We start from the raw sequence: 25880 nt of genomic DNA, 5'->3' as shown, positions 1-25880 counted from the left end.
CTGGCAGGGGTGACGTTCACCGGGGAGGTGTCGACGGAACGGTCGATCGACGGATGGGCCGCATTGTCTCCATGGCGAAAGCGCGCCGCATCGCCGCGCCGTAAAGTGCCGCTCCATGAGCACCGCCTATGACGCCCGCCGACCGCACCGCAGCGAATTCCTGACGCTGCGCGGCCTTCGCCACCATGTGATGCGCTGGGGGCCGCCGCCGGACGGCTCGCGGCCGCTGCTGGTGATGCTGCACGGCTGGATGGATGTGGGCGCGTCCTTCCAGTTCATGGTGGATGCGTTTCGCGAGGACCGCTCGGTGCTGGCCATGGACTGGCGCGGCTTCGGCCTGACCGACAGCTCCGGCGGCGATGCCTACTGGTTCCCGGACTATCTAGGCGATCTGGATGCGCTGCTGGATGCGGTCAGTCCCGACGCTCCGGTGGACCTGCTGGGCCACAGCATGGGCGGCAACATCGTGATGACCTATGCCGGCGTGCGTCCGCAGCGGCTTCGCAAGCTCATCAACCTGGAAGGCTTCGGCCTGCCGGAAACCATCCCGGAGATGGCGCCGGCCCGCCTGGCCGAATGGCTGGATGAACTGAAGCAGCCGCAACACCTGAAGACCTATGACGATCTCGGGGGCGTGGTCGATCGCCTGATGAAGACCAACCCGCGGCTGGCGCCGGACAAGGCCGCCTGGCTGGCGCCGCACTGGTCCCAGCGTCGGGACGATGGGCGCTGGCACATCCTGGGCGACCCGGCCCACAAGCGGACCAATCCGGTGCTGTATCGCCGCGCCGAGGCGCTGGCCTGCTGGTCCCGCATCGAAGCGCCCACGCTGTGGGTCGAGGGCAGCGAGACCAACATCAGCCAATGGTGGGGCAACCGCTATCCGCGGGAGGACTTCGAGACCCGGTTGAGCGTGGTGCCGCAGTTGCAGCGTGTGACCCTGCAGCAGGCCGGACACATGCTGCACCACGACCAGCCGGACGCACTGGCGCGCGAGGTGCAGGCCTTCCTGGGCTGAGCACCGTGCGGCGCGCCACTGCGCGCCCGGTCGAGCAGACGCGCAGGCAGCGTCAGGCGGGCACCACCACCGCCTGGTAGATCGAGACGAACTCCGGCGGCATGCGGCGCGGTCGACCGGTGCTGATCTCGATGCAGACCAGGTCCCAGCGGCCCCGCATCAAGGTTTGCCCATCGCTGGCGCGGCGCAGCTGGAAACGTCGCTCCATCGACAGCTTGCCGTCGCCGGCGGTAAGCCAGGTGCCCAGCACCAGCGACTCGCCTTCGAACGACGGCAGCAGATAGTCGTAGCCGCCGTGGCGGATGGCCATCGCTCGATCGAGTCGGCGGTAGTCATCGAGGCTCAGGCCCAGCGCCTCCGAATGCGCCCAGGCCACCCGCTCGCACCACTGCACGTAGACCGCGTTGTTGGTGTGGTTCAGGCCGTCGATGTCGGCCGCCTGAGGGCTGACCGTGAGCCGGTACGGGCCGGGAAGGTCCCAGCCCTCCAGCAGATCGGTCGCACTCATGGGGTCGCGCCGGCCTTGGCTTGCGGGCGCAGACGGGCCAGCACGTTGTCGCCCTCGTCGATCAGCAGCAGCCGGCTGCGTTCGGCGCGGATCGAGCGGGTGGCGGCCAGCGCGGCATGCCAGTCCCGTGCGATGGCATCGCCGGGCGGTACGCAGGCCATGCGAGTGGTCGCTGCGCCCGACGGGTTGAACCGCAGCGCGCCCGGCACGTCCGCCGGCGTGGTGATCGCCTGGCGATACCGGTTGCAGCCGTCGGTGCCTTGGGCCATGCCGTCGACCACCTGCAGGGTGGGCCGCGGTCCGTTCTCCGGCAGATCGCGGCTGCCCAGGGAAGCCACCTCCCAGGACTGATCGCTCCAGCGGTGCAGCGACGGGCCGTCCGCCGGCAGCGGCCGGGCGGTGGACGAGGAGGTGGCGGATGAGGCGGAGCCGGAAGCGCTGGAGGAGGCGGACGGTGCCGCGCAGCCGGCCACCAGGGCCAGGATCAGCAGCGGTCCGACGAAGCGTGAGGGGTGCATGAACAGGTCTCCGTGTGAAGTTGGGCGCGTGTCAAGCCGAGATCGGGCTGAAGTCACGCAGCAGTTTGGGCAGAATGCCGGCCCTTGATTCTGTTGTCGTCGCTGCTGCGCGCGTGTCGCACAAGCGGCGGCACCGACCTTGGGTGCTTTCATCGTCGATCTTGGGTCCGCTCTGGCTGGACGCAAGGTCCTTGCGGGTCATTCTTCGGTGCTTTCGGCCCCTCCGCCCTCTCGACATTCCCGGCTCTTCCTCCTCCCGCCTCATGAACATCATCGTCAACGAAGATCTCCGCGCCTACATCGACCCGCTGACCGAGGACGAATACGCCGCCCTGGAACGCAGCATCCTCGCCGAGGGCTGCCGCGATGCGCTGGTGCTCTGGGGTGAAGTGCTGATCGACGGCCACAACCGCTACAGCATCTGCTCCCGGCACGGCCTGCCCTTCCAGACGGTGCAGAACACCCGGTTCACCTCGATGGAAGACGTCCATCTGTGGATGATCGACCAACATCTCGGCCGACGCAGCGTGTCGGACTTCCAGCGCGGCGTGTTGGCGCTGCGCAAGAAGGAGATTCTGGAAACCCGCCGACTGGCCGTGCTGGACGATCCCGCGCCCGACGCCAGTGCCTCCGAGGCCGCGACCGGCGCCGGTCCCGAGGCTGCCCTGCCCCCGCCGCCGCCGCTCAAGAGCCGCGAGGCCATCGCCCGCGCTGCTCGCATCAGCAGCGCCACGGTGGGCCAGATCGAGAAGATCCAGAAAGCCGCCGCGCCCGAGCTGGTTGCTGCGGTGAAGTCGGGTGAGGTGTCGATCAGCGCCGCAGCCGTGATTGCCGACCTGCCCGCCGAGGAACAGGCCGCCGCCGCTGCGGGTGGCAAGAAGGAGCTGCGTCAAGCGGCCAAGCGGGTGCGGGAGTCACGCGGCGGCAAGAAGCCGGCTTCGGATGCGGTGGCCGAGGTGGCCGTCGAAGTGCTGGGCGTGGCCACCACCGAGGACGGCGAGCCCGAAGCCGATCCGCGCATCGCCCTGCTGCGGGCGCAGGTCAACGCCCTGCAGGAGGAAAACGGCCAGCTGCGCGCCCAAGTGACCGAGCTTCAAGCGCAATTGAGCGCCGCCCGGCACTCGGCCGGTTGACGGGCCTGGTCCCCGCCCGACCCGCCCTCGATCCACGCTCGATCCGCCTTCAATCCGAACCTGGCCTGCGATTGATCGGCGCTTGATCGGCGCTTGACCTGCGCTTGACCTGCGCTTGACCTGCGCTGGATGCCACCCCGGCATCCCGCATCGCAGCGGCGGTGAATCGCTTCACCAGCAACGCGCCGTCGAGATCAGAACTCGGAGGGGCGCGAGCGGACCGGCTCGGCCGGTGGGGCCACCGGCGGCGGAGCCGCGCCGTGCACCGCCACCCAGGCGGCCTCGCGGCGGTTCATCGTCCGCGCGTAGTACCAGACGATCAGGCAGTAGACGATCAGGCCGCCCTGCGCGCCCACCCAGAAGCTGAACGGCCAGCCGAAGAAATCGAAGCTGAGATCGCGCGCAAACCAGGCCACGCCGAAGGTCACGCTCGCCCAGAGGGCCAGCAGCGACAGCGTCAGCGGCCACACGCGGGGACGCTGCGGCGCGCCCGTCGGCGACATCGACCCGACCGGGTCGCCGTGTTGGGGGACATCTCGAAAATCGGCCATGCGGCCATCTTAGGCGGCCCCCTTGCCCGCCCCATGAGAAAATGCGCCGCTTGTCCCGGCCGTCGGCCGCGGACATCGCGATCCCGCCAGTGGCGGCAAGCGGCCCGACGCAGGACCGCCAGGCCGTCTCCACGCTTCAAAGAAGACCATGGACATCGAACAAATCAATGCGATCGGGAACTCCCTGACCGATCTGCAAGCGCGTACCGACGCGCTAAGGGGGTACCTTTGACTACGACCGCAAAGCACTGCGGTTGAATGAGGTCAATGCCGCGTTGGAGAACCCCAACGTCTGGAATGACCCCAAGCGCGCCCAGGAACTGGGCAAGGAAAAGCGCACCCTGGAACAGGTCGTCGAGACGATCAACCACCTGACCACCAATCTGGCGGACAACCTTGAACTCTTCGAGATGTCCAAGGCCGACAACGACGTCACCGGTCTGCAGACGATCGAGGCCGATGCGGCCAAGCTCGCCGAAAGCGTCGAGCAGCTCGAATTCCGGCGGATGTTCAACAACCCGGCCGATCCGAGCAACTGCTTCATCGACATCCAGGCCGGCGCCGGCGGCACCGAGGCCTGCGACTGGGCCGGCATGCTGCTGCGTCAGTACACGCGCTATTGCGAACGCAAGGGCTTCAAGTACGAGATCGAAGAACTGACGCACGACGAAGTCGCCGGCATCAAGAGCGCCACGCTCAAGGTCGAGGGCGAGTACGCCTTCGGTCTGCTGCGCACCGAATCCGGCGTGCACCGCCTGGTGCGCAAGAGCCCGTTCGACTCCTCCGGCGGTCGCCACACCAGCTTCGCCTCGCTGTTTGTCTATCCGGAAATCGATGACTCGATCGAGATCGACATCAATCCGGCCGATGTCCGCACCGACACCTACCGCGCCAGCGGCGCCGGTGGTCAGCACATCAACAAGACCGATTCGGCGGTGCGCCTGACCCACATTCCCACCGGCATCGTGGTGCAGTGCCAAGACAGCCGCAGCCAGCACAGCAACCGCGACGTCGCCTGGCGCCGGCTGCGTTCGCGGCTGTACGACCATGAGATGAAGAAGCGCATGGTCGAGCAGCAAAAGCTCGAGGACAGCAAGACCGATGTGGGCTGGGGCCACCAGATCCGCTCGTATGTGCTGGACCAGAGCCGCATCAAGGACCTGCGGACCAGCGTCGAAGCCTCCAACACCCAGAAGGTGCTGGATGGGGATCTCGACGGCTTCATCACCGCCTCGCTCAAGCAAGGCGTCTGACAGCATGGACTGCCGGGCTGCCCGCCTCGCCGCTGATCCGGCCCCGCCGCACCTGACCCATCCGAAGGTCGGCGGCGCCCGCCGGTCCGGACGGGGCGCGCGGGCCGCGGTGGTGCCAGGCGGTGCACCTGCGTCCTCGTGGTATGACACAGGCTGTTTTTCCGGGCCGCGGCCGGCGGGTGTCGACACGTGTCGACCGGCCGGGCGCGGCCCGCTGTCGTCGGCTTGGCCGGCGTGAATTGACACTTTGTCGGGCCGGCCGGCCTGACCTTTTTTAGGATGACCGACATGCGTGAAGGCACTGCCAACCTCATCCGCCGCGAGGACTACGTCGCGCCCATCTTCTGGATCCGCACCGTCGACCTGTGTTTCGACCTGGATCCGGCCAAGACGCTGGTGACCAGCAAGATGCGCCTGGAGCGCAACGCCGCCGTGGCCCACGGCCCGCTGCGTCTGCATGGCGAGGAACTGAATCTGCTGCGCGTCCTGATCGACGGCGAGAGCGTGTCCTTCCGCACCGAAGGCCATGAGCTCGTCATCGACAACGTGCCGGATGCGGACTTCACGCTCGAGATCCGCAACACCTGCTGCCCCGAGAAGAACACCTCGCTGTCCGGTCTCTATACCTCTGGCGGCGGCTTCTTCACTCAATGCGAGGCCGAGGGCTTCCGCCGCATCACCTACTTCATGGACCGCCCGGATGTGATGGCGGTCTATACGGTGACGATGCGTGCCGACAAGGCGCGCTTCCCGGTGCTGCTGTCCAACGGCAACCTGCTGGAAACCGCCGAGCTCGACAACGGCCGCCACCTCGCCAAGTGGCATGACCCGTTCCCCAAGCCCAGCTACCTGTTCGCCCTCGTGGCGGCCGACCTGGTGGCCCGCGAACAGCGCATCCGCACCCGCAGCGGCAAGGACCATCTGCTGCAGGTGTTCGTGCGCCGCGGCGATCTGGAGAAGACCGAACATGCGATGAATTCGCTCATCGCCTCGGTCGTGTGGGACGAAGCCCGTTTCCAGCTGCCCCTGGACCTGGAACGTTTCATGGTGGTCGGCGTGTCCGACTTCAACATGGGCGCGATGGAAAACAAGGGCCTGAACATCTTCAACACCTCGGCGCTGCTGGCCTCGCCCGCCACTGCGACCGATGCGGACTTCCAGCGCATCGAATCCATCGTCGCGCATGAGTACTTCCACAACTGGACCGGCAACCGCGTGACCTGCCGCGACTGGTTCCAGCTCTCGCTCAAGGAAGGCCTGACCGTCTTCCGCGATCAGGAGTTCAGCCAGGACATGGCCGCCACGCCCAGCGCACGTGCGGTCTGCCGGATCCAGGATGTGCGCGGCCTGCGGGCCCGCCAGTTCCCGGAAGACGCGGGGTCGATGGCGCATCCGGTGCGCCCGGACCAGTACGTCGAGATCAACAACTTCTACACCGCCACTGTTTACGACAAGGGCGCCGAAGTCGTCCGCATGTACCAGACGCTGGTCGGACGCGACGGCTTTGCCAAGGGCATGTCGCTGTACTTCGAGCGCCACGACGGCCAAGCCGTGACCTGCGACGACTTCGCCCAGGCGATCGCCGATGCGAACCCGGGTTCGGCCCTGTCGACGCGGCTCGATGCCTTCAAGCGCTGGTACGCGCAGGCGGGCACGCCGCGCCTGCAGGCCCGCGGCCACTATGACGCCGCCACGCAGACCTACACGCTGGCGCTGCAGCAGGTCAATCCGCCCGCGCCGGGACAGGACGGCAAGCTGCCGCAGGTGATTCCGGTGGCGCTGGGCCTGCTTTCGCCCGACGGCCAGGCGCTGCCGCTGATGCTGCAGGGTGAAGACGGCGCCGCGGGCGCCACCGACACCGAGCGGGTGTTGGTGCTGGACCAGGCGGAACAGTCGTTCGTGTTCGTCAATGTGCCGGTGGCGCCGGTGCCGTCGTTGCTGCGCGGTTTCTCGGCGCCGGTGGTGCTGGAAGACGGTCTGGGCGACGCCGAACTGCTGGTGCTGCTCAAGCATGACAGCGACGCCTTCAACCGCTGGGAAGCCAGCCAGCGCCTGGCGCTGGCGCGCATCCTGGGCGCGGTGCGATCGGGCAAGCCGCTCACGCTCGATGCCGCCTACCTCGACGCCATGCGTGCCGTGCTGCGTCATCCCGCACTCGAGCCCGCATTCAAGGCGCTGGCGCTGCAACTGCCGGATGAGGCCTATATCGCCGAGCAATTGAGCGACGTCGATCCGCAGGCGGTGCACGCCGCAGTGGCGGCCGCGCAAGAGCAACTGGCCGCCGCGCTGCAGGCCGACTGGGTCTGGGCGTACGACGCGCATCAGGTCGCCGGCGGCTACCAACCGGACCCGGTGCAGAGCGGCCGACGTGCGCTGTCCAACCTGGCGCTGTCGATGCTGGTGCTGCAGGCTACCCGCAGCGGCGACACCGTCTGGCCGGGTCGCGCCTATCAACGGTTCAAGGACGCCGGCAACATGACCGACCGGCTCGGCGCGCTGTCCGCGCTGGTCAATGCCCATGCCGAACTGGCCGACAGCGCGCTGGCGCGTTTCCACAGCCAGTTCAAGCACGATGCGCTGGTGATCGACAAATGGTTCGCGCTGCAAGGTCGCGCCGCCGAGCAGGAGGGCCGCACCTTCGCCCGGGTGAAGCAGTTGCTCAAGCATCCGGACTTCACGCTGAAGAATCCGAATCGCGCCCGCAGCCTGATCTTCTCGCTGTGCATGTTCAACCCCGCCGCCTTCCATCGCCGCGACGCCGCCGGCTATGTGTTCTGGGCGGAACAGGTGTTGGCGCTCGATGCCATCAATCCGCAAGTCGCCGGCCGTCTGGCGCGGGTGATGGACCGATGGACTGCATTGGCCCAGCCCTATCGCAGCGCTGCCCGCGAGGCGATCGCCCGTGTGGCGGCCAAGCCGGACCTGTCGAACGATGTGCGGGAGATTGTCGAGCGCGCGCTGGCAATGGATCCGCAGTGGGCCGCAGTCAGCCCCGCCAGCGACGCCCCCGCCGCAGCACCGGCCGCCGAAGCCGCTGCGCAAGGCTGATCGGGCGGATCAGGCCGATGGCGCGCACGGGAGCGACGACTGACCGACACCTCACCGGTGCGGTCGGTCCCGCTCCCAGGCCCCAGCCAAGCGCGCCTCGCCCACGATTGCGACGAGTTTTTCAACCATCCGGAGTCGTTTCATGAGTCAACGCGTCAGCCTGACCCAGTACCTGGTCGAGCAGCAGCGCCTGCATGGCCACATCCCGTCGCAGCTGCGGCTGCTGATCGAAGTGGTCGCCCGCGCCTGCAAGCGCATTGCCATCAGCGTCAACAAGGGCGCTCTCGGTGATGTGCTGGGCACGGCGGGATCGGAAAACGTGCAGGGCGAGGTCCAGAAGAAGCTGGACATCATTGCCAATGAAGTCCTGATCGAGGCCAACGAATGGGGTGGCCATCTGGCCGCGATGGCGTCCGAGGAGATGGAGAGCATCCATCTGGTGCCCAATCGCTTCCCGCAGGGCGAGTACTTGCTGATGTTCGATCCGCTGGACGGCTCCAGCAACATCGATGTGAATGTCTCGATCGGCACCATCTTCTCGGTGCTGAAGAAGCCCGAGGGCAGCAAGGGCGTCAGCGAGGACGACTTCCTGCAGGCCGGCTCGGCACAGGCGGCTGCGGGCTATTGCGTCTACGGGCCGCAAACCACCCTGGTGCTCACCGTGGGCGACGGCGTGGCCATGTTCACCCTGGACCGCGAGCAAGGCTCCTGGGTACTGACCGCCGACGATGTGAAGATCCCGGAAGAGACCAAGGAATTCGCGATCAACATGTCCAACATGCGCCACTGGGACGAGCCGGTGAAGCGCTACATCGACGAATGCCTGGCCGGCGAAGACGGTCCGCGCGGCAAGAACTTCAACATGCGCTGGATTGCGTCGATGGTCGCGGATGTGCATCGCATCCTGACCCGTGGCGGTGTGTTCCTCTACCCCTGGGACAAGCGCGAACCGAAGAAGGCCGGCAAGCTGCGGCTGATGTACGAAGCCAATCCGATGGCCTTCCTGGTGGAACAGGCCGGTGGTGCCGCCACCAATGCACGCGAGCGCATCCTGGACCTGCAGCCGACCCAGTTGCATGAGCGGGTGTCCGTGGTGCTGGGCTCGAAGAAAGAAGTGGAGCGGATTACCGCCTATCACCTTGAGGCGAAGCCTTGAGGCTTGAAACGTGACGAGGGCGGTGGACGGCGATGCAGATCAGCGCCGTGCGCCTGATCCTCCACTGATCGGGACTTGATCAGCACGCCACAATGAGAAAGGCCGCCCAAGGGCGGCCTTTTTGCTGCTCAACCGGCCAGTGACAACATGGCGAGTCGGGCAAGCGCAGGTGAATGGGCAAGAGACCCATCGCTGCGGCAACTGGCCGCAGCGGGGACTCATCAACGCCGATGCGGCGTCGGCCGGGGGGCACCGCCACCAGCACCACGTTGGATGTGCCGGAAGGTGATGCGACCCTTGCTGAGGTCGTAAGGCGACAGCTCGAGCGACACATTGTCGCCAGCCAGGATGCGGATGAAATGCTTGCGCATCTTGCCGGAGGCGTAGGCGATCAGGCGATGGCCGTTCTCAAGCACAACAGCGAAACGGGAGTCGGGCAGCACTTCCTCCACCACCCCGTTCATTTCAATGAGTTCTTCCTTTGCCACGGGTTCTCCTTTGTCAGTGTGGTGGTGAGCCGCAGTCCGCACCCGGGCGGGCCGCGTCTCGATCAGGTGTGCCGGCCTGGCGCTCGGTCCCCGTCATGCGGGGAGGAGCGTCGCGAGGCTCTTGCGCGCCCAAGCCGTACCTTCCGCCGTAGCGTAACGCAGGGCTGCCTGTTGGCTCGGGAACGTTGGCACGAAGCGCCACACGCGATCGATGCTGGACATGCCGCGTCCCGAACGAATCGAGACCGAAGCGGCAAAGCCGCCGTCGACATGGGGTTTGGTCATAGGTGAGACAAGGTAACGCCCCACCTCAATGCTTTTGTTTTGCATGTTTTTTTTGAGGTGTGTGCGCCTTGACTGGTCAGTATCACCGTCTTGGCGCGGTTTGGATGTTGCAGGGATGTTAGACGTGCCCTGCCACGTGATCGCGTGTTGAATTACAGCGCGCGAATGTTGGCGGCCTGCAGGCCCTTTTGGCCTTCCTTGACCTCGTACTCGACGCGGGCGCCTTCGGCCAGGGTACGGAAGCCGCCGTTGTTGCGGATTTCCGAGTGGTGGGCGAACAGGTCCTTGGAGCCGTCAGCCGGCGTGATGAAGCCGAAGCCCTTGCCGTCGTCGAACCACTTCACGGTACCGGTTTGCGTTTGATTGGACATGGTGTTTCCTTTGGAAATTAAGAAGATGAGCGAGAACACTCCGCCGCCACATGGCGATGCGGAGACAGAAACACTCAAGAACAGTCAGCGGGAGTTGATGCTGTAGCGAGCCGCTCGCGCGAGGTGGGGTCAGGGGATGACCGGCGGGGCTGCAGATAAAGACCTTGATAAACGGTCTTGTGCGTATCTATGTTCCCGAATATAGCACAAGGTTTTGGTTTTCCGCTATGGGTCTCTGCGGAGTTCGCTGCGCGTCGCATTGCCGTCACGGTGATTCGGGACTTCTTGGGTTCCCGTTGGGAGCCACCTTGGGTCGCAGTTGAACAGACCTCAAAGCGCAGACCCAAAAAATGCAGACCAGAAAAGAAAGAAGGCCTGAGGTCTTGCAACCTCAGGCCTTCGAATTGGTGCCGATGAAGAGAGTCGAACTCCCGACCTTCGCATTACGAATGCGCTGCTCTACCAACTGAGCTACATCGGCATTCTTTTGACGATTCACCGTCGCTGGATGGCCATCAATTCAGATGAACAATCATGCGGGCGGTCGTCAGCAGAGCCTTGGAGTATAGGGCAACTTTTTTTGGCCGGCAAGCATGGAGGTCGCGGACCTCATCCCAGATCGAGATTGAACCTCACCCGCTGCAGCAGCTTCAGGAGCATCTCCTGCTCTTGAGCGTCTAGCCCTTCGACCGCCAACGCCGAGAGCTGCTTCGCCTGCCGCCGCAACGCCTGATTCACTGCATCGCCTTGCGCGCTCAGCCGCAACCGGACGTGGCGGCGGTCCGCTTCATCGGCCTCCGCCTCCAGCAAACCTTGCTCTCTCAGCCCCTTGATCAGCCGCGCCAGCTGCGCCTTGTCGCGCCCGCTGTGCTGGGCAAGATCGCTTTGCGTGGCGCCTGGGTGGCGCGCGAAGAATCCCAGCACCTTGCCGTCCATGTGGGTGATGTCGTGCGGCCCATCCTTGAGCACCCGGTACTGCCGCGCACGGTACTGATGCATGACGGTGTGGATCAGCTCCAGCACATCCTCCTTGCCCCTGCCGCTCGTGGTGTTGGTTGACATTATCAATCGAATGCGAAATTATTGATGACATTATCAACCGATCAGATCCTGCCTTCAATGACCTCCCATCTCCGCCCTGCCGACGACTCCCCCGAGCCATTCCCCCTCCCCACCCTCGCCCCGTCGATGGCCGCTCCCGGCGACGGGCCAGCCCCCTCCCACCGCGCGCCGGCCGCCGATCCACTCAGCGCGGTCAGCCGGGTGAAGCGGGTTCGTCACGAGATCAAACGACGCGAGCTCACCGTGATGCGCGTCGAATCGATCACGCCGCACTTTCGTCGCATCACGCTGAGCGGCGAATCGCTGAACGACTTCATCAGTGCCTCGTTCGATGACCACATCAAGCTGATCTTCAGCGCAGACGGTGAGACTCCGGTCATGCGCGACTACACGCCTCGCCGATACGACACGTCATCCCGTGAACTGGTGATCGAATTCGCCCAGCACGGTGACGGGCCCGCAGCCCACTGGGCGGCACAGGCGCAGCCCGGCCAATCGCTCACCGTGGCGGGACCTCGCGGCTCCTTCATCATCCCGACGGACTACGACTGGCATCTACTCATCGGCGACGAGACGGCATTGCCTGCCGTGGCGCGCCGACTGGAGGAACTGCCCGCCGGCGTTCGCGCGCTCGTCGTGCTCAATGTCCCAGCCAGTGACCGTCGGCCATTGGAGACGCATGCCCATGTCGACCTGCGGTGGGTCGATGGCGATGAGGCCCTGCGCTCGGCCATTGGCGACCTCACGCTGCCGCCCGGCGAAGGCTATGCCTGGTGTGCGGGTGAGGCGTCGACCGTGGCGGCCGTGCGTCGAATGCTGGTGGAGGACAAGGGCCACGACCGGCACGCCATCCGCGCCTCGGCCTACTGGAAGCGCGGGGCGAGCAACCACCACGAAGCTCTTGAATAAGGCCAGCAAGGCCGGCCGCAGGCCCGTGGCACACTGCAGCCGCCCGACCGGAGGCGGGCTGCCGTGATCGATCATCTCCTGTTCAATCCCCAATGGCGCCTGGCTTGGCGTGTGCTGTTCCTGGCGCTGGTGACTGTCATCAGCTGGCTGGCGTTCAGTCCCCACCCGCCCCAGGGCGCCGACCTGGGATGGGACAAGGCGAACCATTTCGCCGCCTTCGGCACCTTGGCGGTCGTTGGTCTGCAGTGTCTGCGTCCGAGCGGGAACCGCCGTTGGGCGGTGCTGACCGGACTGTTGGCCTACGGCATCCTGATCGAATGGGTCCAGTCCCATGTGCCCGGCCGGGATGCCGATGCGCGCGACGTGGTCGCCGACATGATCGGCGCGGCCCTTGGCGTTGGCGTGCACCTGCTCCTCACCCGTTTGGCGGGACGGCGACGCAGCGCCCAGGCTAGCCCTCGCTGATCTCCCGCCGGGTCATCGCGATGGCCACCGCCTGAGCGCGGTTGCTGGCACCGAGCTTGCGCAGGATCTTGCGCACATGGTTCTTCACCGTGAACATGCTGATCCCCAGCTGGATCGCAATCCCCTCGTTGCTCAACCCCGCCCGCATGCCCTCCACGATCTGCTGCTCGCGAGGCGTGACCAGGTCCAGCATCCGCTGTGGCGCCAGCGGACTGCGCGAGGACCATCGTGCCCGTCGCCAGGCCGCATGCATCGCCGGCACCAGCAGCTCGAACTGCTGAACCTGGTCGATCGGCCAGCCATCGCCGGCGAGCAGGAACAGCGCTTCGGGGCGCTCGCCCGGTCCGGGCACGCCGTGCACCATCACCGACCGAAAGCCCGCGTCCAACAGGGTCTGGAACACGCCGGCAGGCGCCTCCCCCAGCAAGTCGATGAACAACGCCCGACGCCCCGGCAGCCAGCGGCGCATCAGTTGCAGCCACAAGCCATGTTCCGGCGATTCGAGTTGCGACACCAAGGCCTGCGGTACCGGCCGAAGATGAAACACCTGCGCCGACAGCCGCGCCGACGGCGCGCTTTCCGACACACACACGAGCAACTGATGCGGCAGCATCGGTTGCATCCGGCTCTGGCTCCAAACGAAGAACTGCGCCGGCGTGGTCGGTTGGCGAGCGGTCCACAAGGCCTCCAGCAGCCGCTCGGCCAACAGGCGATCGAGCAGCCAGTCCGGCGGCACCGCGTCCTGGCGATCTGCGACGAGTTCCGGCGGCGGCAATGAGGACAGCAGGTTCATCGGCATGAGCAGGTGGCAGCGGTCCGGCCATCAGCAACCGGATCGAGCGCAGGGTGCCGCCATCGCATGACGCGACGATGAATCGGCTGGGCGCTGGGGGGCGGGCCTTGCGGATGACTGTCCCGCAGGCAGACGTCGTTCTCTGCGCCGACGAGCCGATCTGCCAGCGGGCCGTCTGACTTCTGGTCATCCCTGTCCCGTCGGCCGGGAATCGTCCTTGCCCTTACTGACAGGCGGTGTCAGTTTGGCGGCCGCCTCCGCCTTAGGAGAGTGGCCCAAGGCGGGCGCGGCATGGCCAAATCGGCTACCGTTGTTGTGCGGCTCGCCCCCACGGGCCGCAGGAGTTGCTTGCATGTCGGATCCGGATTTGCCGCATCAGCGGCGCGAATGGTCGCGTCGCTTCGATGCGGTGCGACGTCATACCCTGGCCTTGGCGGAGACCCTGTCCGATGAGGATCAGGCCGCCCAATCCATGCCGGACGCCAGTCCGGCCAAATGGCATCAGGCCCATACGAGCTGGTTCTTCGAGGCGCTGCTGCTGCGCCCGCATCTCGCGGGCTATCAGCCCCTGGACGAGCGCTACCACTACCTCTTCAATTCCTATTACGAAGGCCTGGGGCCTCGGCATCCTCGCCCGCAGCGTGGCCTGCTGACCCGGCCCTCGCTGACCGAGGTTCGGGACTACCGCAGCCACGTCGACCGGCATCTGCATCAGCTCATCGCGCAATGTGCGGAGCCCCTCTGGCAGGCGGTGGTGGCACCGACGCTCGCGCTGGGGCTGCAGCACGAGCAACAGCATCAGGAATTGCTGCTGACCGATGCGCTCCACCTGTTGTCTTGCCATCCCTGGCGGCCCGCGCTCATCGAACGCCAGCCCACAGCGATCTCCGCCAGCACATCATCCTGGCTCGCCCATGACGGCGGATTGGTCGAGATCGGCCATGCCGACGGCGACGAGACCGGATTCGCCTTCGACAACGAAGGGCCGCGACACCGTGTCTGGCTGGAACCTTTCGAGATGTCGAGCCGCCTGGTGACCTGTGGCGAATACCGTCGCTTCATCGAGGACGGCGGTTACCGCGACCCGCGCTGGTGGTTGTCCGACGGCTGGGCGACGGTGAAGTCGCAAGGCTGGCGCGCGCCGCTCTACTGGATCGAGGACGAGAAAGCGAGCGAGAGCGAGAACGAACAGGACGCCCCGGCATCGCAGGTCGCCTGGTCCGTGTTCGGCCTGAACGGCGTCCATCCGCTGGACGACCACGCCCCGGTGATGCAGCTCAGCTTCTATGAAGCGGCCGCCTATGCCGAGTGGGCCGGTGCACGACTGCCCAGCGAATTCGAATGGGAGGCCGCCAGCGCCCTGCCGGGCATGTCGCAACTGTTCGACCAGGCCTGGCAGTGGACGCGCTCCGCCTACCACCCCTACCCGGGCTTCCGCCCGCTGGAAGGCGCAGCCGCGGAATACAACGGCAAGTTCATGGTCGGCCAACTGGTGCTGCGCGGCGGCAGCCTGGCCACCCCGCCGGGGCATACCCGATCGACCTACCGCAACTTCTTCCCGCCAGCCGCGCGCTGGCAGTTCACCGGGCTGCGATTGGCCCGCGATGCGCGTTCACGCGCGGAGATCCACGCATGAGCAGTTTCGCTGAAGACCTTCACGCCGCGCTGGCTGGCCCCGACCACAGCATCTCTCCGAAGTATTTCTACGACGCCCAGGGCTCTTCGCTCTTCGAGCGCATTTGCGAGCTGCCGGAGTACTACCCCACCCGCACCGAACTCGCCTTGCTCGACCAGCACGCGCCGGAGTTCGCCGCCCGCATGGGGCAGTCCGCGCAGTTGATCGAGTACGGCGCGGGCGCGCTGGTCAAGGTCCGGCGCTTGCTGGCGCATGCGCCGCAGTTGCACAGCTTCGCGCCGGTGGACATTTCCGGCCCTCATCTGCTGGCCGCCTGCGAAAGCCTGTGGCGTGAGTACCCCCACCTGCGCATCACGCCGGTGATCGCCGACTTCACCCGCGCGCATCGGCTGCCGGAGGCGCCGGAGGGCGGGCGCCGCATCGGCTTCTTCCCCGGCTCCAGCATCGGAAACTTCGATCCGCAGGAGGCGCTGACCTTCCTCAAGCTGCTTCGCACCGAACTGGATGGCGGCGCCTTGCTCATCGGCGTGGACCTGATCAAGGACCCCGCCTTGCTGCATGCCGCCTACAACGATGCGCAGGGCGTCACCGCCCGGTTCAATCTCAATCTGCTGCGACACGCTCAGCGGGAGCTGGGGCTGGAATACGACGCCCAGGGCTTCGACCATTACGCCTTCTACGAACCCCGCCGGCAGCGCATCGAAATGCACCTGTTGCCGCGCGGCCCCCAGATGCTGCAGTTGCAAGGGCGACGCTATCCGTTGGTGCCCGGCCAAAGCCTGCACACCGAGAGCTCCTACAAGTACAGCGTCGAGACCTTCCAGCAGCTCGCCCGCGAGGCCGGCTTTGTTCCCCAGACCGTCTGGACGGATGATGCCAAGTGGTTCAGCCTGCACTGGCTGGCGGCCTGAGGCCGACGGCACACCAGGGTGACCCGGTCGAATGAACGCACCGGCAAACAGGTTGAACCTGCGCCGTCTCAGCCTGTTTCGGACAACAACAAAGGCCCGGAGCGACGAGCTCGGGCCTTTGTTTGGGGTGCTGCCCCCAGTGCGACTCGGGATCGATGCCGTCCCTGCGCGAAGGTGCGATGCCAGCGCCGCCCGGTCAGCGATCTCTCAGGCGTCGTAACCGTAGCCGTACACGTCCGCCAGGCGGTCACGCAGATGGGCTTCTTCGTCGACGGAGAAGAAATACGGGAACAGCGTGCGGGAACGCCCTTCGGCCAGCTTGCCGCCATGCTTCTTGACCAGGGTCGAGCCGTACGGAATCGACAGGCTCATCAGCACCGCCGGCGCACCGACGCCGCGATGCAGCCGCTGTTCGCCATGGGTCTGGAAATCCAACATCCGGCGGTAGAAGCCGGTATGACGCGGATTCACCTCGATCACCAGATAGTCCGCACCCCAGTGGTGGGCCGCATGCAGATAGGCCAGATGCGACAGGCTGGCCAGCACCATCTTTGACGGGCCCTCCGGATCTGCGGCAAAACGGGTCAGCTCGCAAATCTTCCAGCCGCGGGCACGCATGGCCGCCATTTCATCCGGAAAACTCTGGTCGGCGCCCAGCACGCCCACATCCCGACGCATGCCAAAGGTCGACACCAGACGACCTTCCCAGTACGCCCCCAGCGTGACGTCCGCCGAGCGGCTCAGCTTGTAACCCCGCGACGCATAACGGCGCTCGACCAGCGAATGGCTGGTCTCTTCCATCAAGGCGCGAATCTCAATCGGGCCCTGTTCGGTGTCCCGAGAAACCAGCTCAATCGAGCCAGAGCGCGAAAACGCCATCTGTCGCGGAATCGACTGGTAGGCCTGCAATGCGCTCGCAGGGGCCTCCAGCTCGATGCTCGATAGATTTGCTTCGTCGCTCATTCCCAACTCCAGACTCATCGGTTATGGAGGCAAGTCTAGGCTCCACCCAAAGTAATTAATTCCGGCTGCAACGATAGTTAACAATTGCGACGATGGGCTTACGGGTCTGTACCGGGTCCTTGGGGCTGGTCAATCCCCCATCACTGCGATACCCCGCGAATGAGGGAACGAGGTGAAAGAGTGCTCACCAACCTTGCGGAGCGCCAATTGCCTGGGCTGGCGCCCCACTTTGGGGGATGGCGATCGCGTTGCCTTCAGCCGCTGGCTCAACGTCTCCGGAAAAACGCCGATCGGGTAACTTCGGGTGCAAATGTTCGCCATGCGGAATGCCTTGGCTTCAATGTCACCCCTTTTGGGAGCTAAAAGCCTCTCAGAGTCTGGGGGAATTCAAGGTCCATGCGTCGGAACCGTTTCCCGGCAAACGCAAAGGTCTCAACGCGGACGCCGGCAAGGCGCCGTGAACACTCACCCGAGCGGACGCGAGGCAAGCGCATCGCAGCGGCGCCGTGCGTCCTGAAGAAGCGATTCGACGCGCTGGTCGGCCAGGCGTGCACTGGTGTCCATGTCGAACAAAGCATCCAGGTCGCCTTCGGCAATGGCGTTGGCGGGCAATTCGCCTTGGTCCAATGACTGGACCAGCATCTCTCGCATGGAGCCCTGCCCCTGCCGCACGCGGTGGATGATGTCCTGCAACATGGCGGCAGTGCGCTGACGACCCAGCCGCGGCAGCAGGAGCAACTCCAGCCCCTCGCTGGCGACCAGCCCTTGCCGCGCAGCCACGTGGGCGCGCATCCGTTCCGGGCGCACCGTCGGCGCTGCCATCGACTGGGCCAGCGCCTGCACGGCGGCGTGGGCGTTGCCCAACAGGCCGTTCCATTCCGCCAGTTCGGCCTGGATCTGGCCCAGACCGCGTTCATGCTGGGGCGTCATGCAGCTGAACATGCTGGCGATGCGCTGCGGCACGCGCTGCACGGCGGCCATCGCCTGCTGCGCCGCCACCGGGTTGTGCTTGTGCGGCAAGGTGATGCAGACGCCACGGCCATCGGCCTGCGGCTCGCTCAGCTCCTCGACCTCGGCCTGGCCCATCAGCGCCACATCCTGGGCCAGCTTACCCAGGGCGCCACACATGATGCCGATTTCGGCCGCCAGCCGCATGCCGCGGTCGCGCTGGGTATGCCAGCACATGTCGGGCACGGCCAGGCGCAAGTCCTGCGACATCGCCTCCAACACCGCCTCGGCATGCTCGCCCAGGCTGTCCAGCGTGCCCACCGGCCCGCCGAACTGCAACATCAGCGCCGCATCCGCCTGACGACGCAGCATCTCAGCGCTGCGCAGCAGCGGCATCAGCCAGTTCATCACCTTGAAGCGGAAACTGATCACCTGCGCCGGCTGCATCAAGGTGCGCCCCAGCATCGGCACCGCCTCATGGCGCTCGGCCAAGTCCAGCAGATGACCGCAGAGCGTGAGCAGATCATCGTCGATCAACCGAAGCGCCTCGCGGGTGCACAGCACCATCGCGGTGTCGACGATGTCCTGGGCCGCCGCGCTGCGATGCACATAGGCGGCCGCCGACGGGTCGAACAACGCGACCGTCTCTCGCAGCCGTTGCACCACCGGCATGGCCAGGCTGCCCGCCCGGGGCGCGGCCGCCAGCAAGGCCGGGACGTCATACAGCTCCGCGCGACACAGGCTCACGATGGCCTGCGCCGCCGTCGCCGGCATCAGCCCGGCTCGGGCCTGGGCGCGCGCCAGCGCGGCCTCGACATCCATCATGGCCTGGACCACCGCGGTCGGTGAAAACACCGCCTCCACCGCAGGGGATGACAAAAAAACCTCAAACAACATGGATCACGACCTCTTCGGGCCTCTAAATGCTAGCGACGCAGGTCGCCTCCTCACCTTCACGCAAACCCGCGTCGTTCTTCGCCCACCGTTTGGGGGGAGCGACGCGACCATCGGTCTGACCACCAACACCGGCTGCCCGCAAGCAAAACGCGCCTGCCGCGGAACGTTCCGCAGTCAGGCGCGCGTGGCGCATTCGCAGAGAGCGCGATCGGAGAAAGAAGCACCCTCCGCGTCACGGTCCGGTCGACCCGTCAGCGCGACGGCAAGACCCGGTCAGGCCAGGCCGTCCGACGCCACGCGGGCAGCGGAACCAGGCCCTCAGGCCACCGGCTGGTACTGGGTGGCCAGGCGAGACATGTGACCCAGCGACACGCGATGCATCGTGATCAGCTCCAGCAGGCCGTTGCGGTGCAGTTCCAGCACCTTGTCGTCCGGCAGCTCGGCCAGGGCCTTTTCATTGATGGTCATGAAACCATCCACGTCCAGCTTCTCGCCGCTGCTCATGGTCGCCTCGAAGCGCATGTCCTGCAGCAGGTTCAGGTCTTGCAGCACATCGCAGGCCTGGCGGGTGCGGTCGGCTTCGCGCTCGAACTCCTCACAGAAATTCTTGGCGTTGAGCAGCAGCTCGGTCGCTTCGCCCTTGTCGTCGAACAGCGGCGCGCCGTCGGTCTGCGAGAAACCGTCCCAGGCGTCGTCGATGCACAGTGCCATGTTTTCGCCGTCGTCGATGCGGGCCATCGCGAACGGGTAGCGGCGGATGTAGGCCGGCAGGTAGCGACCGGTCCACAGGCCGTCCTTGATGAACAGGTTGCTGCCTGGCTTGAGGCCGAACACGGCCAGCGGTGCCACCGCCTGACGCTGGCCCTCCACGGCCGCGCCCACGCGCACGAACACCACCGGGAAATCCTTGCAGGCGTCGGAAAACTCGGCCACCGCCACGAACAGCGAATTCAGCCCCGCGATGCGGTCCAGCGAGGACTTCACGGTGCTCATGCGCAGGTTCTTGTGCTGCGTGCGGTCCAGCGGGACCAGATTGCCATACATCGGGGGGTTGCTCATTCACTCACTCCATCATCGGCCAGTCTCGAGACCAGCACCTTGTCCACACGCTTGCCGTCGAGGTCAACCACCTCGAATCTCCACGCGTCCCACTCCACCACATCGGCCGTACGCGGCAGGCGCCCCAGCAGCAGCATGACCATGCCGGCCAGCGTGTTGTAGCGCCCGCGGTCTTCCTCGGGCAGTTCCTTCAAGTCGAGGCGGTCCTTCAGCTCGGTCACCGGGATCAGGCCGTCCATCAGCCAGCTGCCGTCCGCACGCTGCACCGCCCAGGCATCCGCGCCGTCGGACGAGTTGAACTCGCCCGCGATCGCCTCCAGCACATCGCGCATGGCGACCACGCCCTGCACTTCGCCATATTCATCCACCACGAACACCAGCGGTGTCTCAGCGCCCCGCATATGGGCCAGCAGTTCCATGCCGGACAGCGTCTCAGGTACATACACCGGCGCGTCAAGCCCCTGGGCCAGATCCAGCGATTCGCCCGCCAGTGCGCGGGCCAGCAGATTCTGCGCGCTGAGCACGCCCACCACATCGTGAAGCCCGCCGCGGCACACCGGATACCGGCTGTAGCCGTGCGCCCGCAGAATCTGCAGCACCTGGTCGGGGCGATCGGTGATGTCCAGCCAGGCGATTTCCGCGCGCGGGATCATCATCGAGCCGATCTGACGCTCGTCGAGCCGGAAGACGTTGCGCACCATCTGGTGCTCGTGTTCCTCGATCACACCGGCATCGCGGCCTTCATCCAGGCTGGCAGCGATTTCTTCTTCGGTCACCAGCCGGTTGGCGCGGCCGCCCATGCCCAGCAGCTTGAGGGTGAATTCGGTGCAGAAGCTCAGCAGCTTGACGAACGGCCGGGTGATCAGCGACATGATCTCCATCGGCGGCGCGACCAGGCGGGCGACGTTCTCCGGGAACATCTGGCCCAGGCGCTTGGGCACCAGCTCGCCGAAGATGATGGTCACGAAGGTCAGCACCAGCACCACCAGGCCGGTGGCGGTGTAGTCGGACGCCCGGGCACTCAGCGGCGTGTTGGCGCGCAGCACATCAGCCAGCGGGCCGGAAAACGCCGCTTCACCGACGATGCCGTTGAGCACGCCGATGGACGTGATGCCGATCTGCACCGTCGAGAGGAACTTGGTGGGGTTCTCGTGCAGGTCCATGGCGGCCTGCGCGCCGCCTTCGCCGCTCTCCACCATGACTTGCAAACGTGCCTTGCGGGACGCCGTAAGGGCCATCTCCGACATGGCGAACAGACCGTTGAGCAGGATGAGAAAGAGAACTAGGGCGGTATCCATTGACAGCGCGGACTCGGTACAAACCCTGAGTCGCGCCCAAAACACAAGGCTGACAAGGTTAGCAGAGCCGGTGTGACACGAACACCGCAGAATCCCGGTCATGCATTACCTGATCGGCGATTTGCAAGGCTGTTGCGACGCACTGGCCCGACTGCTCGAGAAGATCGACTTCTCTCCCTCCCGCGACCGCATCTACCTGCTGGGCGATCTGGTGAACCGGGGTCCGGATTCCCTCACCACGCTGCGGCGGCTGCATTCACTGGGCGATGCCGCCCAGTGTTTGCTGGGCAATCATGATCTCCACCTGCTGGCCACCGCCGCCGGCGTGCGCGCCCCCCACAAGAGCGACACGCTGGACGCGATCCTGCAGGCGCCCGACCGCGAGCCGCTGCTGGACTGGGTGCGTCACCAGCGGCTGGCGATACGTGCGCAGGGATGGCTGATGGTGCATGCGGGCGTCGTGCCGCAATGGGATGCCGACCAAGTGCTGGCGCTGGCGGACGAGGTCCACACCCTGCTCCGCAGCCCGGACCTGGCCGACTTCCTGCCGCAGATGTACGGCAACGAGCCCGACCGCTGGAGCGAGGACCTCACCGGCGTGCCCCGCTTGCGCTTCATCATCAATGTGCTGACCCGCATCCGGTTCTGCAGCGCCAAGGGCAGGCTGGACTTCAAGACCAAAGAAGGCCTGGGCCTGGCGCCCGACGGCTATCTGCCCTGGTTCGATGTGCCGGGGCGCCGCACCGCGGGCCATCCGATCGCCTTCGGTCACTGGTCGACGCTGGGCCTGGTTCAGCGCGACGACCTGCTCGCGCTGGACACCGGCTGCGTGTGGGGCGGTCAACTGACCGCCGCGCGGGTGCTGGACGGACAGGTGCAGGAGATCCTTCAGGTGCCGTGCACCCAGGCCAAGAAGCCGGGGATGGATTGATCCAGGGCATGGTCCGCGCACGAACTGCGGATTGATTCAGATCAGCCGCACGCGCAAGACTGGCGTCGCGCCATGGCGGGTGGGTCGCGGGGGCTTTCCAAGGCCTTACAATCGCGGGCTTCTGTGGAAGGCTGGCCGAGTGGTTTAAGGCACCAGTCTTGAAAACTGGCGAGGGCTCACGCCCTCCGTGGGTTCGAATCCCACGCCTTCCACCAGCAGGATTTGCAGTGGCTGCGCGCCGGCGTGCCGTGAGCCATCCCGACGCCTCAGACGCCGCGCCAACCGTCCCCGCTCCGCATCGGCGCGGGCGCAACTGACGGGTCCGCACCTCCCTAACCCCTAGGCCACCGCGGCCGAGCACTTGCGCCATCACGGCAGCAAGCGGGAACCATTGCTTCATTGCGATTTCCTTGACCGCGTGAGTGCGTGGACTGCCCGCCTCCGTGCCGCCTGTGCGGCAAGCCGAGCCCCTCTCCCTGCTCCGCCCCCTATGCCTCGATTGGGGAAGTGACGCCGCCCGGCACCGCTGGGAACATGCAGGCGCGCTTCTCGCATGCCCCGCCTCCCCTTCGACAGGTCGCCGCTTTGAGTTCCTCCTTCCTCAGACCGGGCTGGACCCTGCTGGCGGCTTTTGTCTGGATGGGGATGGCGCCCGCCTGGGCCCTCGACCGAGACCGCACACTCGATCAGTTCCACCACACCCGCTGGACCACCAAGGACGGCGCCCCGCTGGGCATCCGCAAGATGAGCCAGACCCGCGATGGCTGGCTGTGGCTGGGCACCACCTCCGGATTGTTCCGCTTCGACGGGGTGCGGTTCGAGCGCCTCGCGCCGATCGATGATCCCGGCTTCGGCGAGCGCCCGGTGAGCACCGTCGCCGCTGGCGCGCAAGGCGAGCTGTGGGTCGGCCTGCTCGCCGGCGGCATCGCCCGGATCGACGCCCAAGGCAGGCCCACCACCTTTGCCCTGCCCGACGATCTGCCGTCGCGCCAGACGCTCGGCCTGTCCGTCCTGCCCAACGGTCTGGTGTGGGCCAACGTGGGTGGCGAACTGCTGGTGTACGAGGGCACGACCTGGCAACGCGCCGGTGCCGACTGGGGATGGCCCGCGACCAGCGTCACCGGCACCTTTGTCGACGCCGCCGGCGGCTTGTGGGTCATCAGCCCGAAGGGCTGGTTCCGCCTGCGCGCCGGCAGCCATCGTTTCGAAACCGTCGATCGTCACGATCCCGCCCCCCGCAGCGCCCGCATCATCGACGGTCAAAGCTGGCTCATCTTCAACGACAGGGTTCAGCCCCTGCCCGACACCGGCGCGCGAAATGCGCAAGCACCGCCGCAACCGGACTCCTCCTCCATCTATGTCGACCGCGCCCGCAATCTGTGGAGCGTGTACTGCCCCGCCGGCCTGTGCCGATCGCGCCTGCCGACCGGTCACCGGATGGCAGACGGCGCTTTCTCGCTGCCGCCGGTCGAGGAACAGTTCGATCGGCGCGATGGCCTGTCCAGCGACATCGGCATGACCGTCCTGGAAGACCGCGACGGCAGCCTGTGGGTCGCGACGCAGACCGGACTGGATCGTTTTCGCGACACGCTGCTGGCGCGCTTCAGCCCGTCCGGCTCGGCCACCAACTTCGTCCTGCAGCCGGAGCCCGAAGGCCTGTTGCTGGGGGCCGTGGAGGCCACTCGGGGGCCCATGCTCTGGCGGTGGCGGGCGCGACGCTGGCGGCAACTGCCGTGGCCCTCGGAGGGCGGCCGCATCCGCGCCTTGCTTCGAGACCCTTCCGGCACCGAATGGCTGGGCACCAGCAGCGGCGTCTGGCGTCTGGAGGGCGACGCCGCCCACCGCCTCCCCCTGCTCGACCCCACCGGACCTCATGATTGCCGACAACTGGCCCGCAATCGGCAAGGCTTGTGGGCCCTCTTTCATCAGAAGGGCCTGAGGCTGCTCCGCGATTCGGAATGGCAGCCGGCGCCGATGCGCGGGCTGGAGGCCGAGCAGCCCACCGCCTTTGCCCTGGAGGGCGAAGGCACCGTCTGGACCGGCTATCCCACCAACCGCCTGATCCGTTCCGATGCCCTGGGCAGCACGGCTTTCGGCCCGGACCACGGCCTGGATGTGGGCGCCGTGACCTTCCTTCATGTCGGACACCGCCTGCTGGTGGTCGGCGACCGCGGGCTGCAATTGCGCGTCGGCGATCGCTTCCATGCGTTGCGCAGCGATGAGGAAGAGGCGCTGCGCGGCGTCACCGGCGCCCATGAGAGCCCGGACGGTGACCTGTGGCTCAACGGCCTGCGCGGCGCCGTGCGGATCAGCGCGAAGGCACTCCTCGCCTTCGACCACGATCCCAGCCGCCCGGTGCCTCTGCAGGTGTTCGATTCGGCCGACGGCTACCCCTCCGGCGCGACCGCACTCGCGCCAGCCTCCAGCCTGGTGGCGGACGCCACCGGCGCGCTGTGGTTCGCCGGCCTGGATGGCGTGGCCCGCCTGGATCCGCGCCAGCTTCCGCCGCCTCGCCGTGCGCCGCCGGTGGTGTGGCTCGAAGCGGCGGCCGATCAGCATTGGAAGCCGTATCGCGAGGGCCTGGACCTGCCTGCGGGTACGCAGACCGTCTCGGTGCGCTTCACCACCCTGGACCTGGGTCTGACCGAACAACTGCGATTCCAGGCCCGGCTTGAGGGTGTCGACAAGGATTGGCGCGAACTCGGCCCGCAACGGGAACTGTCCTACAGCCACTTGCCGGCAGGCCGGCATCGGTTGGAGGTGCGGGCCGTGGTGGGCCACGGCCTGTCAGCCCAAGCGATGGACGCACCGGCGCCCGCCACGATGCGATTCTTCCTTCAGCCGACCCTCACCCAGACGTTGTGGTTCCGGTCCTTCGCCGCCGTGGCCGTCTTGCTGCTGTTGGCACTGGGGGTCCGCTGGCGCACCCGCGTGGTGGCGCGGCACGAGCAACGGCTGATGCGGCTGCGCATGGACGAGCGCGAACAGATCGCGCAAGACATCCACGACACCCTGCTGCAAGGCGTGCATGGCCTGACGCTGCATTTCCAGAAGGTCGCCAATCGAATGTCCGGCGGCGACCCCAACCGGGCGCTGATGGACGCCGCGCTGGACCGGGCCGATCAGCTCATCGAGCGAGGTCGCGAACAAGTCGCCGCCCTGCGTGCCGCACCCGCCCCGGCCCCGGATCTCGCCGCGGCGCTGTCGGACTTCGGTGAACGGCTCGCGGCGGACGGAGGCGCTCGCTTTCTGCTCGATGTGGATGGCCCCCCGCGCCAGCTGCGGCCCCACGCCCGGGATCAACTGCTGCGGATCGGCGAGGACGCGATCGCCAATGCCTTCCAACACAGCCATGCCACTGAAATCCGGGTCACCGTCACCTATCGGTGGAACGGCCTGCGATTGCAGGTGACGGACAACGGCATCGGCATGGCGAGGCCCCGCGTCGACAACGACCGGATCGGCAGCGTGGCAAACGGCGGCCTGGCTCGCCTGAGCGACCGCAGCGTGGGCCTGTCGGGACGGGCCCGGATTCATTCGGCACCTGGCGACGGCACCACCCTGACGATGCGCTTTCCCGCCTGGGGCGTTTTCGAGCGTCCCTGGTGGCCGATCGCCGTCGATTGCGAAGACTGACGGCCGAGCGCGCGCGCCAACGCCCCATCACCCTCGATCGGGG

The 25880-nt window shown here is 66.5% G+C and carries 24 protein-coding genes and 2 tRNA genes; 12 read left to right on the top strand and 14 right to left on the bottom strand.

The window, feature by feature from the left end; genetic code table 11:
• Nucleotides 1-115: 115 nt before the first annotated feature.
• A complete protein-coding gene (locus N4261_RS06830) occupies nt 116-1018 on the top strand; it encodes an alpha/beta fold hydrolase (protein WP_261759446.1) in 903 nt (300 codons plus the stop codon).
• A 52-nt stretch (nt 1019-1070) separates the two neighbouring features.
• On the opposite strand, the gene N4261_RS06825 is transcribed toward N4261_RS06830, so the two are convergent.
• From N4261_RS06825 to N4261_RS06815, 3 genes are read right to left on the bottom strand one after another with little or no spacing between them, the layout of a single operon-like run.
• The gene (locus N4261_RS06825) at nt 1071-1526 is read right to left on the bottom strand and encodes an acyl-CoA thioesterase (RefSeq protein WP_261759445.1); all 456 of its coding nucleotides are present in this window, start codon (nt 1524-1526) and stop codon (nt 1071-1073) included.
• Nucleotides 1523-2044: an META domain-containing protein gene (locus tag N4261_RS06820; protein ID WP_261759444.1), complete on the bottom strand. Its 522-nt coding sequence runs from the start codon at nt 2042-2044 to the stop codon at nt 1523-1525. The genes N4261_RS06825 and N4261_RS06820 overlap by 4 nt, the downstream gene beginning before the upstream one ends.
• 31 nt (nt 2045-2075) lie before the next feature.
• A complete protein-coding gene (locus N4261_RS06815; protein WP_261759443.1) occupies nt 2076-2246 on the bottom strand; it encodes a hypothetical protein in 171 nt (56 codons plus the stop codon).
• A 61-nt stretch (nt 2247-2307) separates the two neighbouring features.
• Between N4261_RS06815 and N4261_RS06810 the strand changes: the two genes are divergently transcribed.
• On the top strand, nt 2308-3177 hold the full coding sequence (locus N4261_RS06810; RefSeq protein WP_261759442.1) for a ParB N-terminal domain-containing protein: 870 nt from the start codon (nt 2308-2310) through the stop codon (nt 3175-3177).
• A gap of 194 nt (nt 3178-3371) precedes the next feature.
• Here N4261_RS06810 and N4261_RS06805 read toward each other — a convergent pair whose 3' ends face one another.
• Complete coding sequence (locus N4261_RS06805; protein ID WP_435532018.1) at nt 3372-3728, bottom strand: DUF4212 domain-containing protein; 357 nt, start codon at nt 3726-3728, stop codon at nt 3372-3374.
• A 148-nt stretch (nt 3729-3876) separates the two neighbouring features.
• Between N4261_RS06805 and prfB the strand changes: the two genes are divergently transcribed.
• From prfB to N4261_RS06790, 3 genes are all read left to right on the top strand, one after another.
• Nucleotides 3877-4981, top strand: a protein-coding gene (prfB, locus tag N4261_RS06800; protein WP_261759441.1) for a peptide chain release factor 2 whose coding sequence is annotated in 2 segments (ribosomal slippage) — nt 3877-3957 and nt 3959-4981 — 1104 coding nt in all. Because the reading frame shifts where the segments join, the coding sequence is not laid out codon by codon here.
• Between the two features lie 288 nt (nt 4982-5269).
• Nucleotides 5270-8029, top strand: a complete 2760-nt coding sequence (gene pepN, locus N4261_RS06795) for an aminopeptidase N (RefSeq protein ID WP_261759440.1) — start codon at nt 5270-5272, stop codon at nt 8027-8029.
• A 142-nt stretch (nt 8030-8171) separates the two neighbouring features.
• Entirely contained in the window at nt 8172-9185 is a 1014-nt protein-coding gene (locus N4261_RS06790; protein ID WP_261759439.1) for a class 1 fructose-bisphosphatase, read from the top strand.
• A gap of 221 nt (nt 9186-9406) precedes the next feature.
• On the opposite strand, the gene infA is transcribed toward N4261_RS06790, so the two are convergent.
• The 5 genes from infA to N4261_RS06765 form a co-directional block, all read right to left on the bottom strand.
• Nucleotides 9407-9673 (bottom strand): translation initiation factor IF-1, encoded by a 267-nt coding sequence (gene infA / locus N4261_RS06785; protein ID WP_261759438.1) that lies wholly within the window; start codon nt 9671-9673, stop codon nt 9407-9409.
• Between the two features lie 93 nt (nt 9674-9766).
• Entirely contained in the window at nt 9767-10003 is a 237-nt protein-coding gene (locus N4261_RS06780) for a hypothetical protein (protein WP_261759437.1), read from the bottom strand.
• 107 nt (nt 10004-10110) lie between these two features.
• Nucleotides 10111-10329, bottom strand: coding sequence for a cold-shock protein (locus N4261_RS06775; protein WP_261759436.1), 219 nt, complete (start codon nt 10327-10329; stop codon nt 10111-10113).
• A gap of 405 nt (nt 10330-10734) precedes the next feature.
• Nucleotides 10735-10810: transfer RNA gene (locus N4261_RS06770), tRNA-Thr, on the bottom strand.
• Between the two features lie 128 nt (nt 10811-10938).
• Entirely contained in the window at nt 10939-11352 is a 414-nt protein-coding gene (locus N4261_RS06765; protein WP_261759435.1) for a MarR family winged helix-turn-helix transcriptional regulator, read from the bottom strand.
• Between the two features lie 165 nt (nt 11353-11517).
• Here N4261_RS06765 and N4261_RS06760 point away from each other — a divergent pair, with 165 nt between their 5' ends.
• Both N4261_RS06760 and N4261_RS06755 read left to right on the top strand, forming a co-directional pair.
• Nucleotides 11518-12300, top strand: a complete 783-nt coding sequence (locus N4261_RS06760; RefSeq protein WP_261759434.1) for a siderophore-interacting protein — start codon at nt 11518-11520, stop codon at nt 12298-12300.
• Nucleotides 12301-12363: 63 nt separating this feature from the next.
• Entirely contained in the window at nt 12364-12765 is a 402-nt protein-coding gene (locus N4261_RS06755) for a VanZ family protein (RefSeq protein ID WP_261759433.1), read from the top strand.
• Here the strand turns inward: N4261_RS06755 and N4261_RS06750 are convergent.
• The gene (locus tag N4261_RS06750) at nt 12752-13558 is read right to left on the bottom strand and encodes a helix-turn-helix transcriptional regulator (RefSeq protein WP_261759432.1); all 807 of its coding nucleotides are present in this window, start codon (nt 13556-13558) and stop codon (nt 12752-12754) included. The two genes, N4261_RS06755 and N4261_RS06750, sit on opposite strands and share 14 nt — an antisense overlap.
• Before the next feature lie 352 nt (nt 13559-13910).
• Between N4261_RS06750 and egtB the strand changes: the two genes are divergently transcribed.
• Both egtB and egtD read left to right on the top strand, forming a co-directional pair.
• The gene (gene egtB, locus N4261_RS06745) at nt 13911-15194 is read left to right on the top strand and encodes an ergothioneine biosynthesis protein EgtB (RefSeq protein WP_261759431.1); all 1284 of its coding nucleotides are present in this window, start codon (nt 13911-13913) and stop codon (nt 15192-15194) included.
• Nucleotides 15191-16105 (top strand): L-histidine N(alpha)-methyltransferase, encoded by a 915-nt coding sequence (egtD, locus tag N4261_RS06740; RefSeq protein ID WP_261759430.1) that lies wholly within the window; start codon nt 15191-15193, stop codon nt 16103-16105. Before egtB ends, egtD begins: the two co-directional genes overlap by 4 nt.
• 207 nt (nt 16106-16312) lie before the next feature.
• On the opposite strand, the gene N4261_RS06735 is transcribed toward egtD, so the two are convergent.
• The 4 genes from N4261_RS06735 to N4261_RS06720 form a co-directional block, all read right to left on the bottom strand.
• Nucleotides 16313-17068, bottom strand: coding sequence for an N-acyl amino acid synthase FeeM domain-containing protein (locus N4261_RS06735; RefSeq protein WP_261759429.1), 756 nt, complete (start codon nt 17066-17068; stop codon nt 16313-16315).
• Nucleotides 17069-17533: 465 nt separating this feature from the next.
• Nucleotides 17534-18913 carry a lyase family protein gene (locus N4261_RS06730; protein ID WP_261759428.1) on the bottom strand — a complete coding sequence of 460 codons (1380 nt, stop codon included), beginning with the start codon at nt 18911-18913 and terminating at the stop codon, nt 17534-17536.
• 318 nt (nt 18914-19231) lie between these two features.
• Complete coding sequence (locus tag N4261_RS06725) at nt 19232-19972, bottom strand: SapC family protein (RefSeq protein WP_261759427.1); 741 nt, start codon at nt 19970-19972, stop codon at nt 19232-19234.
• Entirely contained in the window at nt 19969-21270 is a 1302-nt protein-coding gene (locus tag N4261_RS06720) for a hemolysin family protein (RefSeq protein WP_261759426.1), read from the bottom strand. The genes N4261_RS06725 and N4261_RS06720 overlap by 4 nt, the downstream gene beginning before the upstream one ends.
• A gap of 100 nt (nt 21271-21370) precedes the next feature.
• On the opposite strand from N4261_RS06720, the gene N4261_RS06715 reads away from it, so the two are divergent.
• The 3 genes from N4261_RS06715 to N4261_RS06705 all read left to right on the top strand — a co-directional run bounded on the left by N4261_RS06715 (nt 21371) and on the right by N4261_RS06705 (nt 25837).
• The gene (locus N4261_RS06715; protein ID WP_261759425.1) at nt 21371-22201 is read left to right on the top strand and encodes a symmetrical bis(5'-nucleosyl)-tetraphosphatase; all 831 of its coding nucleotides are present in this window, start codon (nt 21371-21373) and stop codon (nt 22199-22201) included.
• Between the two features lie 125 nt (nt 22202-22326).
• A tRNA-Ser gene (locus N4261_RS06710) sits at nt 22327-22416 on the top strand.
• Nucleotides 22417-22786: 370 nt separating this feature from the next.
• Nucleotides 22787-25837 carry a sensor histidine kinase gene (locus tag N4261_RS06705; RefSeq protein WP_261759424.1) on the top strand — a complete coding sequence of 1017 codons (3051 nt, stop codon included), beginning with the start codon at nt 22787-22789 and terminating at the stop codon, nt 25835-25837.
• The last annotated feature ends 43 nt before the right edge of the window (nt 25838-25880 follow it).

The organism is Roseateles amylovorans, assembly GCF_025398155.2.
GTDB classification, from domain to species: Bacteria; Pseudomonadota; Gammaproteobacteria; order Burkholderiales; family Burkholderiaceae_C; genus Roseateles; species Roseateles amylovorans.
Note: the sequence above shows the minus strand (reverse complement) of the source record. Positions and strands in the feature narration are given on the sequence as shown.